Here is a 13,051-nt window from a genome sequence, read left to right on the forward strand (position 1 = left end):
GTGGGCTGGCGTCGGCCAACGCCGACGGCCCGCCCCACCTGGGTGGAACGGGCCGTCGAGGTTGTCCGAGGCGGCTGAAGGCTTCCCCTCCCTCAGCGCACCTCGGAGGCTTGAGACTAGCCGCCGAACTCCCTGAGGAGCCCATCGGCTGTGGGCACAAGCGTACTACATGCCTGTAGTTACACGGCAAGCCGTATGGCGAACTTTTCGCCTCACCCGCCGCGCGGGGGCACGAGACGGCGTCTGGATGGACGGGTTCCCGAGCACTGGCGAGGGGTATCACCTGTCGACACCAGCGTCATCGGAGGCACGCATGTCGACGGTCAGCGCAGTCCCGCAGCCCATTCCACCCCCGCCCGACCCCACGGTCGACCTCACCGAGGGCGCTCCGCCGGACGTGGCCCCGGTCGCCGACGTGTGCGTGTTCGCCCCGTCGATGCTGCTCACGGTCACCGTGGAGGCCACCGGATCCGACGAGGAGGGCCCTGGCGAGGTGCACGTGCACGCCGGCGGCCAGGGGTACTGGTTGACCCGGCTGCTGTGCGGCCTCGGACACCGTCCCATCCTCTGCACGTCGCTGGGCGGCGAGACCGGGGCGGTCATCCGTGGCCTGCTGGCCGCAGAGGGCCTGGCCGTCGACCTCGTGACCGTCGAGGGCGCCACCGCCGCCTACGTGCACGATCGACGCTGTGGCGACCGACAGGAGGTCGTCCGCACCGGCGACCCCGGCCTGTCCCGCCACGAACGCGACGACCTGTACGGCGCAACGCTGGAGTCGGCCATCACCACCGGCGTCTGCGTGCTGACCGGGCGGCCCACCCCCGCCGCGATCGAGACCGGCTTCTACCGCCGGCTGGGTGCCGACCTTGGCACGACCGGCGTCGCGGTGATCGGTGACCTGCACGGCGAGGAGCTCGATGCGTTCCTCGAGGAGGGCCGGCTGCAGGTGCTGAAGGTCTCCGACGAGGACCTCCTGGCCGACGGCATGATCACCGAACGCGACCTCGACGACCCCACCGACGCCGGCCTGCGCACCGCGATGTCGTCGCTGGCCGATCGCGGCGTCGACATGGTCGTGGTCAGCCGTGTCCACCGCCCGACGCTCGCCCTGGTCGGCGGTCGCCTGCTCGCGGCCAGCCCGCCGCGGCTGAGCGAGGCCGACCACCACGGGGCCGGGGACTCCATGACCGCCGCGCTCGTACGCGCAACGCTGGAGTCGTTGGAGCCCGCCGATGCGCTGCGGCTGGCCTGCGCTGCGGGGGCGGCCAACGTCACCCGGCACGGCCTGACCACGGTCGCCCCGTCGCTGGTCGACCGGCTGGCGGAGCTGGTCCAGGTGACCGAGCACCCGACCCCATCCGACCGGCCATCGAAGGAGGGCCCGTGAGCGACGAACCGCACGCACGAAGGATCGACCACGACCCGTCCGACGTCGAGGTCCCGCACCGGCAGCCCGGCCACCTGTCTGGTCGTGCGCTGGTCACCAACGACGACGGGATCGACAGCCCCGGGCTGCTGTGCCTTGCCCGTGCGGTCCGGCGGGCCGGCCTGGCACCGCTCGTCGTCGCGCCCGACCGCAACGTCAGCGGGGCAGGGACCGGCATCGGCCAGCTCGACGTCCACGAGGGGGTGGCGTTCCGCACGGTCGAGCGCGAGGGCATGGACGCCCATGCGCTGGCCGGACCGCCGGGCCTGGCCGTCCTGAGCGCCGCGCTCGGCGCCTTCGGCGACGCGCCCGACCTGGTCGTCTCCGGCATCAACGCCGGTGCCAACACCGGGCACTCCGTCATCCACTCGGGCACGGTCGGGGCGGCGCTGACCGGCCGGACGTTCGGGTGCAGCGGCCTTGCGGTCAGCCTCGCCCCACCCCGCGACGACGAGCCGTGGCGCTGGGACACCGCCGAGGAGGTGGCTGGTGAGATGTGCCGCTGGATCATCCGGCTGGGCCGTGACGACGTCGTCCTCAACGTCAACGTGCCGTCGGTGCCGACGGCCGCGATCCGCGGGTTCCGCTGGACCGAGCTGGAGGCGTTCGGCCACATCCGCGTGGCCAGCGCCGACCACGCCGGCCGCCGTGTCGAGTTCGGCGTGCACGGTGACGTCGAGGACCGCTCCCCCACCAGCGACCACCGCTTGCTGGCGGATGGCTGGGTCACCGTGACCGCCCTGACGACGGTCGCCCAGGCCCAGCCCCTCGGCCCCGACCTGCCCGCCTTCGTCACCCACTGACGGTGGCGGTGCGCGGTGGGCCAGGGGTCAGCCGGGCTGGCGCACCGTCTCGTCGGCGAACAGGAACGACAGCAGCACGAACCGCTCGCCGGCGGTGACGTCGGCGACCTCGTGGAGGAGCGAGCCGCTGAACACGAGGGCCGCGCCGCGCGGGGGTCGGTACAGGTTCGGGCCGTACTCGGGGAAGCGCAGCTCGCCGCCCTGGTAGTCCTCCGACAGGTTCAGGGTCAGCGCGAACCGACGGTGTGCGGTGGTCGGGCTGAGGTTGTCGCGGTGCAGGCTGAAGAACCCGCGGTCCTCCGCGGTGTAGCGGCCGATCTTGAAGCCCTCGAACCGCTTGGGCCGGTAGTTGAAGCAGCGGGCGACCTCGACGAACAGCCGCCGGCCGATCGCGGTTGCGAGCGCCTGCATGCGGTCGGGGTCGCGCACGATGTGGTCGGCGCGCCGCTTGAGCTTGGCCTCCAGCCGTTCCCCGCGGGTGCTGCCCTCGTTGGTCTCCACGCCCGTCTCGGTGTGGTCGGTGTGCCACAGCGCGACGAGGTCGTCGCACTCCCCGGGCGACAGCACGTCGGGGACGATCAGCACTGGTGCCTGCATCCCCACGACCCGCGGTGCGGGGGTGGCGGCATCGATGGCGTCCAGCCGCTGGCGGACCGCCGAGGCCACGTCGGTGGCCACCGCTCCCCCGTCGGGGACCTCCCAGCCCTCCAGCACCCGCAGGGAGGGGTCGAGGAGGAACGCCACCGTGCGCCCGTCGGTGCGGTAGGCCGCGGCGGCGCGGCCGTTGCGGTCCACCAGCACGTCGGGGTCCTCGGGACCGTCGAGGGCATCGGCGACCGTCTGCGGACCGATCACGTGGACGGTGAGGCGTTCGTGGTCCGTCGCCAGGGCAGCCGTCAGGTCGCGGACCGCGGCCAGCCCGTCGTCACGGGTGTGGACCAACAGCGCCGGCCGGCCACCCGCGTGGGCGTAGTAGTGCGTCGGGGTGCCCTGCGGGGTCGGCAGCACCATGTCGGGTGCCCGTTCACCGCGCTGGAGTCCCGGCCGGTTCTCGTGGATGTGGTGGGTGTCGTCGGCCATCCCCGCGACCCTAGCGGCCCTAGCGGCCGCGGGTCGTAGGCTCCTGTTCGTCGTTGACCGGGGTCGCGGTCCCCAACCCGAGTGCTCCAGGGCGATGATGGGCCTTGGCGATGTCGCCCGAACCACCAGCCGTGCGTGCCTCGTCACCCGCGCGAGCACCCTCAACCGGGGGTCGGCAGTCAAGGAGGATCATCACGTGACAGCACACACGCAACCGCGCGTCCATCTCGGCGACTCGAGGGGGCTCGGAGGACGGTCAGGTCGCCGTTGCCGGCTGGTGGCAGCGGCAGTGATCGCCATCGTCACCCTGGCCGGGTGCGCCAGTGCCTCGGATCCTGCGTCCGGGGACAACCCGGTTCTCGAGGGAGCCGGTGACGTCGCGCTCGGCGCCGACCTGTACGCGGCGAACTGCGCCCAGTGCCACGGCACCGACGCGACCGGCACCGATCAGGGACCGCCGTTCGTCCACGACGTCTACGTCCCCTCCCACCATGCTGACGGGGCCTTCCTGCTGGCCGTCCGCAACGGCGTCCAGCCGCATCACTGGGACTTCGGTCCCATGCCGCCCCGGCCGGGCCTCAGCGACCAGGACGTCGCCGACATCGTGGCCTACGTCCGGTCCGTCCAGCGCGATGCGGGCCTGATCGAGTAGCAGGCCCGCGACCTCGGCCTCGTGCTCGTCGTCGCGGCGGTGGGGTCGCCCGATCAGTCCCCGACGCCGTCGGATGTCATGGGGAGAGGCCGACGAGCGCCGAGGTCAGCACCACGGCAGTGGCGAAGGCGGCCAGCTCGACACGCAGCAGGCGGTGGAGGGCACCGTCGGCGGCTCCGGCTCCGGCTCCACCCTCCAGGCGAGGCACGACGCGGAAGTGGTTGACCGCACCGATGGCACCGATGACGCCGACGACCGCGAGCTTGGCCAGCAGGACCTGTCCGTAGCCCGTGGTCCACAGCTGCGTCGGGGCGTCCAGTGCGATCACGGTCAACGCCAGTCCCGCGAGACCGACGAGCACGACCGAGGCTGCAGCGACCGACGCGAACCGAGCCGCGATGACGTCCACACGACGCGAGGCACGACGTCGACCGGCGACCACCACGAGCAGGGACGCGACGCCCCCGGTCCAGACAGTCGCCGCCCCGACGTGCACGGCATCGGCGACCCGAACCAGCGCTGCCGGTTCGCTGCTTGCCGTGTGGCCCGTCAGCTGGAAGGAGAGCACGGCGCCGATGGCCGCAGTCAGCCCGGCGAAGCCCGGTCCCCCGAGCCGGTGCCACGTGCCCGTGCGGGACGCCGCGAAGGCCAGGGTGGCTGCCGCGATACGGATGGTGGCCGCTGGCACGAGGCCACCATCGGCCACGATGGCCATCGCGTCGACGTCGAACATGCCGGAGATCCCGTCCCCCGACACCACGACGGTTCGCACGACCAGCTGTGCCACGGACCCAACGGCCATCGTCGCCGCCCCGACCACCAGGAGTCGATCCAGGGCCCCCCGGTCCTCGAGCGGGTGGGGATGGACGAGCATGGCGAAGACCAGGACGCCACCGGTGAGCATGACCCCGACGTAGGCGAGCCACCGCGCGACCACACCGGCCACGGGGACCACCGCGTCTGCACCGGGGGCGTCGACGGCGGCATCGGGGTCCGTCACGACTGCGGGCGCGGTGTCAGCGGGCGCGGTGTCGACGGGCGCACTGTCAGCGGGCGCGGTCGCGAGCGGAGCAGCTCCGAGGGGCGGGGCCGGCTCGGATGGGCGGGGCGACACCGGCACCGCTGCGAGTGGAGTCGATGGGGTCGACGGTGGCGCGACGGTTGGCGTCGGCGTGGTCCCTGCGACGCCCGGTTCGGCTGGTTGGGCCGGTTGGGCTGGCGTGGGCGCCGGGCCGGTCACCGTGAACGAGTGGGTTCCCTCGATGGGATGGCCGTCGGCGCCGATCACCCGCCACACGACGATGTGCTGGCCGGCGGGGGTGGCCTCGGTCACGGGAACCGCAACGGTCACGCGGTCCGCCTGTACGACGGCATCGCCGGTGGCCACGACCCCGGAGGGACCCTGCAACGACACGTCGTCGCTCAGCACCCGGACGGGCTGCCCGAAGGTCAGCAGCAGCGTGTCGACTGGACCCTCGACGACGCCATCCACCGCCGGATGGGCCGACTGCAGGGCCGAGTGCGCCCAGACCGGTGGCATGGCGACGATCAGGAGCACCCCCAAAAGCAGAGGGGTCACGCAAACGGACAGGCTGACGCGACGGGTTGCGACTGCTGTCGCGAGGGCAGGGATGGGCACGGGGCCTCCTGTATGGGGGTGGCGTGGGCGCAGGCGTCTGCACCCGGCAGGTCTGTTCGACACCGGCTCGGTCCCATGGGGACCGGTGTCGCCCTAGACCTGTTGCACCACCACGCCCACGAGGCGCTGCCGCGACCCGGCGTAGGGGTCGAACGATCCATGGTTCCGCCATCTCGCGTGCGGACCGGGCCCGTCGCCGGCATGGCTGTCCCGGACGAATCCGAGTGCAACTGCCCCGAGCAGGCCGAGGACCAGCACGACGGCGGGGCTCGCACTCGGCGCATCCGGCACGACAGCGTCCGCGTCGACCCTGTCGTCGGTGTGCCCGAAGTGGTCGCCGTCGTTGACCCACACGTGGTGGTGGGCGGAGTCACCACTCAGATGGGTGTGCGCATGCAGCACGCCAACGGTCTGCAGGACCGCGGCGAGCAGGACCCCGAGGACCACCAGCACGACACGCATGTTCACTACGCAGCCTATCGGCACGCCACGGTTGATCCTGAACACCGTTCGCTTCGGTCCGGGCCGCCGTCGTGCCCGTGGTCCTCGGTCGGCCTCCGGTGGTGCGCTGTCAGCCGGTCAGGTCAGCACGCCGGAGAAGCTGCGCGTTGGCGGCGACGATGATGGTGGATGCGCTCATCAGCATGGCCCCGATGGCCATCGGGAGCACGAACCCGACCGGGGCGAGGACCCCGGCAGCCAGCGGAATGGCGACCAGGTTGTAGCCCGCAGCCCACCACAGGTTCTGGACCATCTTCCGGTAGGTCGCAGCGGACAGCCGCCTGATGGCGATGACCCCACGGGGATCATCGGAGGCGAGGACGATCCCCGCGGACTGGATGGCCACGTCGGTGCCGGCGCCGATGGCGATGCCGACGTCGGCACGTGCCAGGGCCGGGGCGTCGTTGACACCGTCACCGACCATGGCCACCGTCAGGCCCCGTGCCTGCAGCTCGGCCACCTTCGCGTCCTTGTCCTCGGGGAGGACTTCGGCGAACACCTCGTCGATGTCCAGCTCAGCAGCCACTGCTTCGGCGACCTGCCGGGCGTCGCCGGTGATCATCGCCACCGTGACCCCTGCGTCGTGGAGCTGGCGGACCGCGTCTCGGCTGACGTCCCGTACCTCGTCCTCCAACGCGAACGCGCCCACGACGGTGTCGTCGAGCAGGACATGCAGGACCGCCGCGCCTCGTTCGGCCCACGGCTGCGTCCGGTCGGCAAGGTCCGGAGGAACGGTCACGCCGCGTTCCCGGAGCAACGCCGGCCCACCGATCGCCACGTCGTGTCCCTCGACGGTCGCGGTGACGCCCCGTCCGGCGATCGCACGGAACCCCTCGGCCACCGGCAGGTCGCCGACGTCATCGGTCGCCCTCGCGTGGATCGCGCGGGCGAGCGGGTGTTCGCTGTCGGCCTCGACCGCGCCGGCGACCCGCAGCAACGTGTTCGTGTCGGTGCCCTCCGCCGTCGCGACGTCGGTTACGGCGTGCGCGCCCTTGGTCAGGGTGCCGGTCTTGTCGAACAGCACGGCGTCGATCTGGCGCATCCGTTCCAGGGCCAGCCGATCCTTCACCAGGATCCCTGCGCGTGCCGATCGGGACGTCGAGATGGCCGTCACCAGCGGAATGGCCAACCCGAGCGCGTGCGGACAGGCGATGATCAGGACGGTGACGGTTCGGTCCAGCGCCAGCTCGGGCCGGCCGGCGACCGTCCAAGCGATCGCAGTGATCACGCCCGCCGCGAGAGCCACGTAGAACAGCAACGCCGCCGCCCTGTCAGCCAGCGCCTGTGCGCGTGAGCGGGACGACTCGGCCTCGGCAACCATCCGCTGGATCCCCGCCAACGCCGTGTCCTCACCGGTAGCGGTCACCTCGACCCGCAGGCTCGCATCGACCACAACGGTCCCCGCGACCACCCGATCGCCTTCCTCGCGGGCCACGGGGTTGGACTCGCCCGTCAGCATGGACTCGTCCACGTCTCCCGACCCGCGCACGATCGTGCCATCGGCCGGCACTCGTGCACCCGGCCGGACCAGGACGACATCACCCGCGGCCAGGTCGGCGAGCGGCACGACCTCGGTGCCTGAATCGCTCACCCGCTCGGCGTCGTCGGGCAGGAGCTCAGCGAGGGCCTGTAGGGCCCCCTGGGCCTGGCCGATCGCGCGCATCTCCAGCCAGTGCCCCAGCAGCATGACCGCGATCAGCAGCGCCAGCTCCCACCAGACCTCCTGGTCGAACACGCCCAGCGCCGTGGCCATCGAGGCCGCGTACGCCACGGTGATCGCCATGGCGATGAGCAGCATCATCCCGGGCTGGCGGCTGCGGGCTTCCGACAGGCCACCCGTCAGAAACGGCCAGCCGCCGTACACGAAGATGACCGATCCGAGGATCGGGCCGATCAGGTCCTGCCCCGGAATCGACGGCGCGACGTACCCGAGCAACTCCTGGACGTGGTGGGACCACACCACCACGGGGACTGCCAGCAGCAACGTCAGCCAGAACCGGTCGCGGAACATCGCGGCGTGGTCACCGTGTCCGGCATGCCCGTCGTGGCCGTCGTGCTGGTGGCCACCGTGCTCGTCGGTGCGCGCGTCGGGGTGGTGGTCCATCCCTTCCGCCGGTTCGATGTCGGTGGTCGGGTCGTTCCCGACGTGCCGTTCGCGCACGTCGAGCTGATCGCCCTGGACACGAGACGTCCTTGCCATGACAGCACCCTTTCGCCTTCGGGGGCCGAAGTCGGCCGCATTTGAAACAACGCCAATATACCCCCCTGGGGTATATTGGTCGACATGTTTCTGGACCCATCGGGCAACGGCCCGATGACCGGCCGTCCGTCGCCCCTCGGGCGCAGTGGAGGTCTCCCCAGTCAGCGAGCCGAGAAACCGGACGGACGTCGAGCGGCTTCCGGTTGGACGCCACCGGCGTGTGCGGTCCACGTCCCCCTCGGGCGCCCAACGCACCCACCCTCGGACCACGTGTGCCTTGCCCGCCCGTCAGGGTCGCCGAACGCGCACGGCGGCCCACCCCGTGCGCGTTGCCGGCCCCATGGCGGCGTCCAACGCACACGCCGACCCGGCGGTTCGACCGCCCGTGGTTGCGACAGCCGCCGGCGCGACCGCCCGCGATGGCCACGTGGACGCGGCCAGGGCTCAGCCGGGGTCAACGACCCAAAAAGCGACGTGCCGCCCCCGAAGGGACGGCACGGCCGGTCATTGGACTGCCACCGGGCGGATCGTGGACCCGCGTCGCCGGAGGCGGTCCGGCGTCACATCACGAGCAGCCGCTCGTGGTTCCGCAGCCGGGGCAGACGTGGCAGCTGCCGGCACGCTGCATCTTGGAGCCGCACTGCAGGCACAGCGGGGCGTCACCGTAGATGTCGTCGACCGGGTGGGGCTGCTCCACGGGGAGCACCGTCTGGCCGGTGGCGTCGGCTGGCGGCGTGGTCGCCGAGGGGGCCGCCGGGGCGGCCGTGGTGGCGGTGCCGTCGAGCTCGGCGGTCCGCTCCTCGGTGGTGTAGATGCCCATGGCCTGACGCTGCTCGGCCGGGAGGTACTCGATGGCCAGGCGACGGAAGATGTAGTCGGTCAGCGACGTGGCGAACCGGATGTCCGGGTCGTCGGTCATGCCGGCCGGCTCGTACCGCGTGTTGATGAACTTGGAGACGTAGGCCTCCAGCGGCACGCCGTACTGCAGGCCCAGGGACACGCTGATCGCCAGGGCGTCCATGATCCCCGACAGCGTCGACCCCTGCTTGCCGAGCTTGACGAAGATCTCGCCGAGCCCGTCGCCGGGGTACTCCCCTGCCGTGACGTAGCCGTCGGCGTCGCCGACCTGGAAGCTGATCGTCTGGCTGGGACGCTGCTTGGGCAGGCGCCGACGGACGATGCCCTGCTCGGCCGCGGCCTCCTCGGTCACCGGCTGCGCGTCGTCGCTCTTCTTGGAGATCGACAGCGGCTGGGCGACCTTGCAGTTGTCGCGGTAGATGGCGATGGCCTTGAGGCCCAGGCGCCAGCCCTCGATGTAGAGGTCCTCGATGTCCTGCACCGTGGCCGACTCCGGCAGGTTCACGGTCTTGGAGATGGCACCGGAGAGGAACGGCTGGGCCGCCGCCATCATCTTGATGTGGCCACCGGGGGCGATGGAGCGGTCACCCATGGCGCAGTCGAACACCGGGATGTGCTCAGGCTTGAGCGCCGGGGCACCCTCGACCGTCGCGTGCTCGTCGATGTAGGCGACGATCGCCTCGACCTGCTCGGGCTGGTAGCCCAGGTTGGCCAGGGCGTGCGGGACCGTCTGGTTGACGATGCGCATGGTGCCGCCACCGACGAGCTTCTTGGCCTTGACCAGGCCCAGGTCGGGCTCGATGCCGGTGGTGTCGCAGTCCATCATCAGGCCGATGGTGCCGGTCGGGGCGAGCACCGAGGCCTGGGCGTTGCGCACGCCGTAGTCCTCGGCGACGTCGACGGCACCGTCCCAGCTGTCCTCGGCCGCAGCCAGGACGTTGGCCGGGGCCAGCACCGGGTCGATGGTGTCGACGGCCGCGCGGTGCTTGCGCAGGACGCGCAGCGTGCCGTCACGGTCGTCGGCGAACCCGGCGAACGGCCCGGTGACCTTGGCGATCTCCGCGGACGTGCGGTAGGCGTGGCCGGTCATCAGGGCGGTGATGGCACCGGCCCAGGCACGACCCTCGTCGGAGTCGTAGGGCAGGCCGAGGCTCATCAGCAGGCCACCGAGGTTGGCGTAGCCCATGCCGAGCTGGCGGTACTTCTCGGCGTTCGCCGCGATCGGCTCGGTCGGGTAGGAGGAGTTCCCGACGATGATCTCCTGTGCGGTGAAGACGACCTCGACCGCGTGGCGGAAGGCCTCGACGTCGAAGACGCCGCCCACCTCGAACTTGCGCAGGTTCAGGCTGGCGAGGTTGCACGCGGAGTTGTCCAGGTGCATGTACTCGCTGCACGGGTTGGACCCGTTGATGGGACCCGCGTTGGGGGTCGTGTGCCAGTCGTTGATCGTCGTGTCGTACTGCACGCCGGGGTCGGCGCAGGCCCAGGCGGCCTCGGCGATCTGGTTCATCAGGTCGCGGGCCTTCATGGTCTTGGCCGTCTTGCCGGTCAGGACCTCACGAAGGTTGAAGTCGGCGTCGTCGACGACGGCCTGCATGAACTCGTCGGTGACCCGAACGGAGTTGTTGGCGTTCTGGTACTGCACGCTGGCGGCGTCGGCACCGTCGAGGGACATGTCGAAGCCGGCCGCCTGCAGGGCGCGGGTCTTGTCCTCCTCGCGCTGCTTGCACCAGATGAACTCCTCCACGTCCGGGTGGTCGACGTTGAGGATGACCATCTTGGCCGCGCGACGGGTCTTGCCGCCCGACTTGATGGTGCCCGCCGACGCGTCGGCGCCACGCATGAAGCTGACGGGACCGGACGCCTCACCGCCGCCCTTCAGGTGCTCCACGGAGGAGCGGATGTTGGACAGGTTCACACCCGAGCCGGACCCACCCTTGAAGATGGTGCCCTCCTCGACGTACCAGTTGAGGATGGAGCTCATCCGGTCCTCGACGCTGAGGATGAAGCAGGCCGAGCACTGCGGCTTCTCCTCCACCCCGCAGTTGAACCAGACCGGGGAGTTGAACGCCGCCTTCTGGTGGACGAGGAGGTGCTTGAGCTCGTGGTTGAACGCCTCGGCGGAGTCGGGGTCGGCGAAGTACCCGTCGTGGATGCCCCAAGCGGTGATCGTGTCGGCGACGCGGTCGATCATCTGCTTGACCGACGACTCGCGCTCGGGGGTGCCGAGGGTGCCGCGGAAGTACTTCTGGCTGACGATGTTGGTCGCGATCATCGACCAGCTCTTGGGGAACTCCACCCCGCGCTGCTCGAAGGAGACCTTGCCGGTCTTCCAGTCGTCGATCACCGCGTCGCGCAGCTGCCATTCCACCTCGTCGTAGGGGTGGACGGCCTCGGTGGTGAAGTACCTGTCGAACTTCAACCCCGTGCGCTCGCCGTCGAGGACGGCGCGCACGCCGTCGTGGAGCTTGACCTGACCCTGGTTGTCACCCATCGCGTTGCCCTTCGATGCCTGCTGCAAATCGTGTCCCATTTCGCGGTCTCCCAGTCGTTGGTTTCCGTCCCGGCTTCGCCCGTGGCGAGGACCGAACGTGCTCGTTGCCCGTGTCTCCGGTGGAAACCACACGGCTGTAACTACCTCTTCGTACTCTCGACCCGATCGTAGCTGCCGTCAAGCATCGATTCCCCAACATGTATGGGCGACACCCCGACTTGACCACAATATCTTGTGGTGCAACGATCCTCAGGAAGTGAACGTCGGGCAACAATGTCGCCGTCCACGAGGGCCGTCAACCTGTGGACGAAGCCCTCCCGAGCCACCGCCACCACCACATCTCGTGGAGGCCCTGCACACCCCCTGTGGACAACCTGTGGACAGCTGTGGGGAACCGTCCCACCTCGTGCACAACCACCCCTCGTGGCAGGGAAAACCGAAAAAGGATTCGTCCCGTGAAATGTCCCTACTGCGCCAGCGATCGTGACCGGGTGGTCGACTCCCGTCCGGCCGACGAGGGCCGGTCGATCCGTCGACGCCGGGAATGCGAGGCCTGCGCCCAGCGCTACTCCACCTACGAACGCGTCGAGCACGCGCCCCTTTCCGTCCGCAAGCGTTCCGGCTCGGTGCAGCCCTTCGACCCCGAACGCATCAGCGACGGCATGCACAAGGCCACGGCCAATCTCGACCTGGATCCCGACGAGGTCCGCATCGCCGCCGCGCGGGTCGAGGCCCACCTCCGCGCGATGGGCCGACGGGAGATCGGCACCGACGAGATCGGCGGCCACGTCCTCGAGGCGCTGCGATCGCTGCACCACGTCGCCTACGTCCGGTTCGCGAGCGTCCACAAATCCTTCACCTCCGCCGACGACTTCGCCGAGGCGTTGGCGACCCTCAAACGGGCCTGACGCCGGAGCGACGCGATCGCCCCACCCAGCGGGACCGTCGGGCTACTGCGGAAGCTCGAGCACGGACCCCGGCCGGAGGGCGGTTGCACTGACGCCGTTGTGGGTGACGACCACCATGGCGTAGTCCTGGACCGACACCCCGGCCGGGGCGTGCGCGCGTGCGAGCTCCCACACCGTGTCCCCGGACTGGACGACCACCGTCACCGGCGCAGGCGCCGGTTCGTCAGCGACGGAGGATCCGACCAGCCACGAGAGCAGGAGCCCCGCGACGAGCAGGAGGGCGACGAGCGCCCAGGAGAGCACGTGCCCGACGTCCATGCCGGCACGCGGTGCGGCCGTCCGGTGGTTGCGACCCACGATGGGCGCGTGACCGATACCTGACGGTGACAACGGGGCGGTGATGGTGGACATGGCCTCTCCAGTTCTGGGGGAGATGAGGGTTATGCTGCGATCAACGGCGAACATCTGTTCCCTTGACCGACAACACTAT

10 protein-coding genes are annotated in these 13,051 nt (G+C 70.6%); 4 read left to right on the top strand and 6 right to left on the bottom strand.

Annotated elements, in window-relative coordinates:
* The first annotated feature begins 313 nt into the window (after window positions 1-313).
* Together DVS28_RS16215 and surE are read left to right on the top strand one after the other, a co-directional pair.
* On the top strand, window positions 314-1,387 hold the full coding sequence (locus DVS28_RS16215) for a PfkB family carbohydrate kinase (protein WP_164710634.1): 1,074 nt from the start codon (window positions 314-316) through the stop codon (window positions 1,385-1,387).
* Window positions 1,384-2,229: a 5'/3'-nucleotidase SurE gene (gene surE / locus DVS28_RS16220; protein WP_164710635.1), complete on the top strand. Its 846-nt coding sequence runs from the start codon at window positions 1,384-1,386 to the stop codon at window positions 2,227-2,229. The genes DVS28_RS16215 and surE overlap by 4 nt, the downstream gene beginning before the upstream one ends.
* A 27-nt stretch (window positions 2,230-2,256) precedes the next feature.
* Here surE and DVS28_RS16225 read toward each other — a convergent pair whose 3' ends face one another.
* Window positions 2,257-3,309 (bottom strand): 2OG-Fe(II) oxygenase, encoded by a 1,053-nt coding sequence (locus DVS28_RS16225; protein ID WP_114592388.1) that lies wholly within the window; start codon window positions 3,307-3,309, stop codon window positions 2,257-2,259.
* Between the two features lie 289 nt (window positions 3,310-3,598).
* On the opposite strand from DVS28_RS16225, the gene DVS28_RS16230 reads away from it, so the two are divergent.
* The gene (locus DVS28_RS16230) at window positions 3,599-3,961 is read left to right on the top strand and encodes a c-type cytochrome (protein ID WP_216826084.1); all 363 of its coding nucleotides are present in this window, start codon (window positions 3,599-3,601) and stop codon (window positions 3,959-3,961) included.
* A 76-nt stretch (window positions 3,962-4,037) separates the two neighbouring features.
* Here DVS28_RS16230 and DVS28_RS16235 read toward each other — a convergent pair whose 3' ends face one another.
* The 4 genes from DVS28_RS16235 to DVS28_RS16250 all read right to left on the bottom strand — a co-directional run bounded on the left by DVS28_RS16235 (window position 4,038) and on the right by DVS28_RS16250 (window position 11,653).
* Window positions 4,038-5,540 carry a copper resistance CopC/CopD family protein gene (locus tag DVS28_RS16235; RefSeq protein ID WP_164710636.1) on the bottom strand — a complete coding sequence of 501 codons (1,503 nt, stop codon included), beginning with the start codon at window positions 5,538-5,540 and terminating at the stop codon, window positions 4,038-4,040.
* Between the two features lie 153 nt (window positions 5,541-5,693).
* Entirely contained in the window at window positions 5,694-6,068 is a 375-nt protein-coding gene (locus DVS28_RS16240) for a hypothetical protein (protein WP_114592390.1), read from the bottom strand.
* 103 nt (window positions 6,069-6,171) lie between these two features.
* Window positions 6,172-8,301 (bottom strand): copper-translocating P-type ATPase, encoded by a 2,130-nt coding sequence (locus DVS28_RS16245; RefSeq protein ID WP_164710638.1) that lies wholly within the window; start codon window positions 8,299-8,301, stop codon window positions 6,172-6,174.
* Between the two features lie 565 nt (window positions 8,302-8,866).
* The gene (locus DVS28_RS16250; protein WP_114594224.1) at window positions 8,867-11,653 is read right to left on the bottom strand and encodes a vitamin B12-dependent ribonucleotide reductase; all 2,787 of its coding nucleotides are present in this window, start codon (window positions 11,651-11,653) and stop codon (window positions 8,867-8,869) included.
* A gap of 455 nt (window positions 11,654-12,108) precedes the next feature.
* Between DVS28_RS16250 and nrdR the strand changes: the two genes are divergently transcribed.
* The gene (gene nrdR, locus DVS28_RS16255; RefSeq protein ID WP_164710639.1) at window positions 12,109-12,561 is read left to right on the top strand and encodes a transcriptional regulator NrdR; all 453 of its coding nucleotides are present in this window, start codon (window positions 12,109-12,111) and stop codon (window positions 12,559-12,561) included.
* Window positions 12,562-12,603: 42 nt separating this feature from the next.
* Here nrdR and DVS28_RS16260 read toward each other — a convergent pair whose 3' ends face one another.
* The gene (locus tag DVS28_RS16260; RefSeq protein WP_164710640.1) at window positions 12,604-12,972 is read right to left on the bottom strand and encodes a LysM peptidoglycan-binding domain-containing protein; all 369 of its coding nucleotides are present in this window, start codon (window positions 12,970-12,972) and stop codon (window positions 12,604-12,606) included.
* Window positions 12,973-13,051 lie beyond the last annotated feature (79 nt).

It is taken from the genome of Euzebya pacifica (assembly GCF_003344865.1).
Classification (GTDB): Bacteria; Actinomycetota; Nitriliruptoria; order Euzebyales; family Euzebyaceae; genus Euzebya; species Euzebya pacifica.

What these genes read in the sequence shown, in the direction of transcription:
- DVS28_RS16215 (WP_164710634.1), top strand. Translation starts at nt 314, where the DNA reads ATGTCGACGGTCAGCGCAGTCCCGCAGCCCATTCCACCCCCGCCCGAC.
- DVS28_RS16245 (WP_164710638.1), bottom strand. Translation starts at nt 8,301, where the DNA reads ATGGCAAGGACGTCTCGTGTCCAGGGCGATCAGCTCGACGTGCGCGAA.
- DVS28_RS16260 (WP_164710640.1), bottom strand. Translation starts at nt 12,972, where the DNA reads ATGTCCACCATCACCGCCCCGTTGTCACCGTCAGGTATCGGTCACGCG.
- DVS28_RS16225 (WP_114592388.1), bottom strand. Translation starts at nt 3,309, where the DNA reads ATGGCCGACGACACCCACCACATCCACGAGAACCGGCCGGGACTCCAG.
- DVS28_RS16250 (WP_114594224.1), bottom strand. Translation starts at nt 11,653, where the DNA reads ATGGGTGACAACCAGGGTCAGGTCAAGCTCCACGACGGCGTGCGCGCC.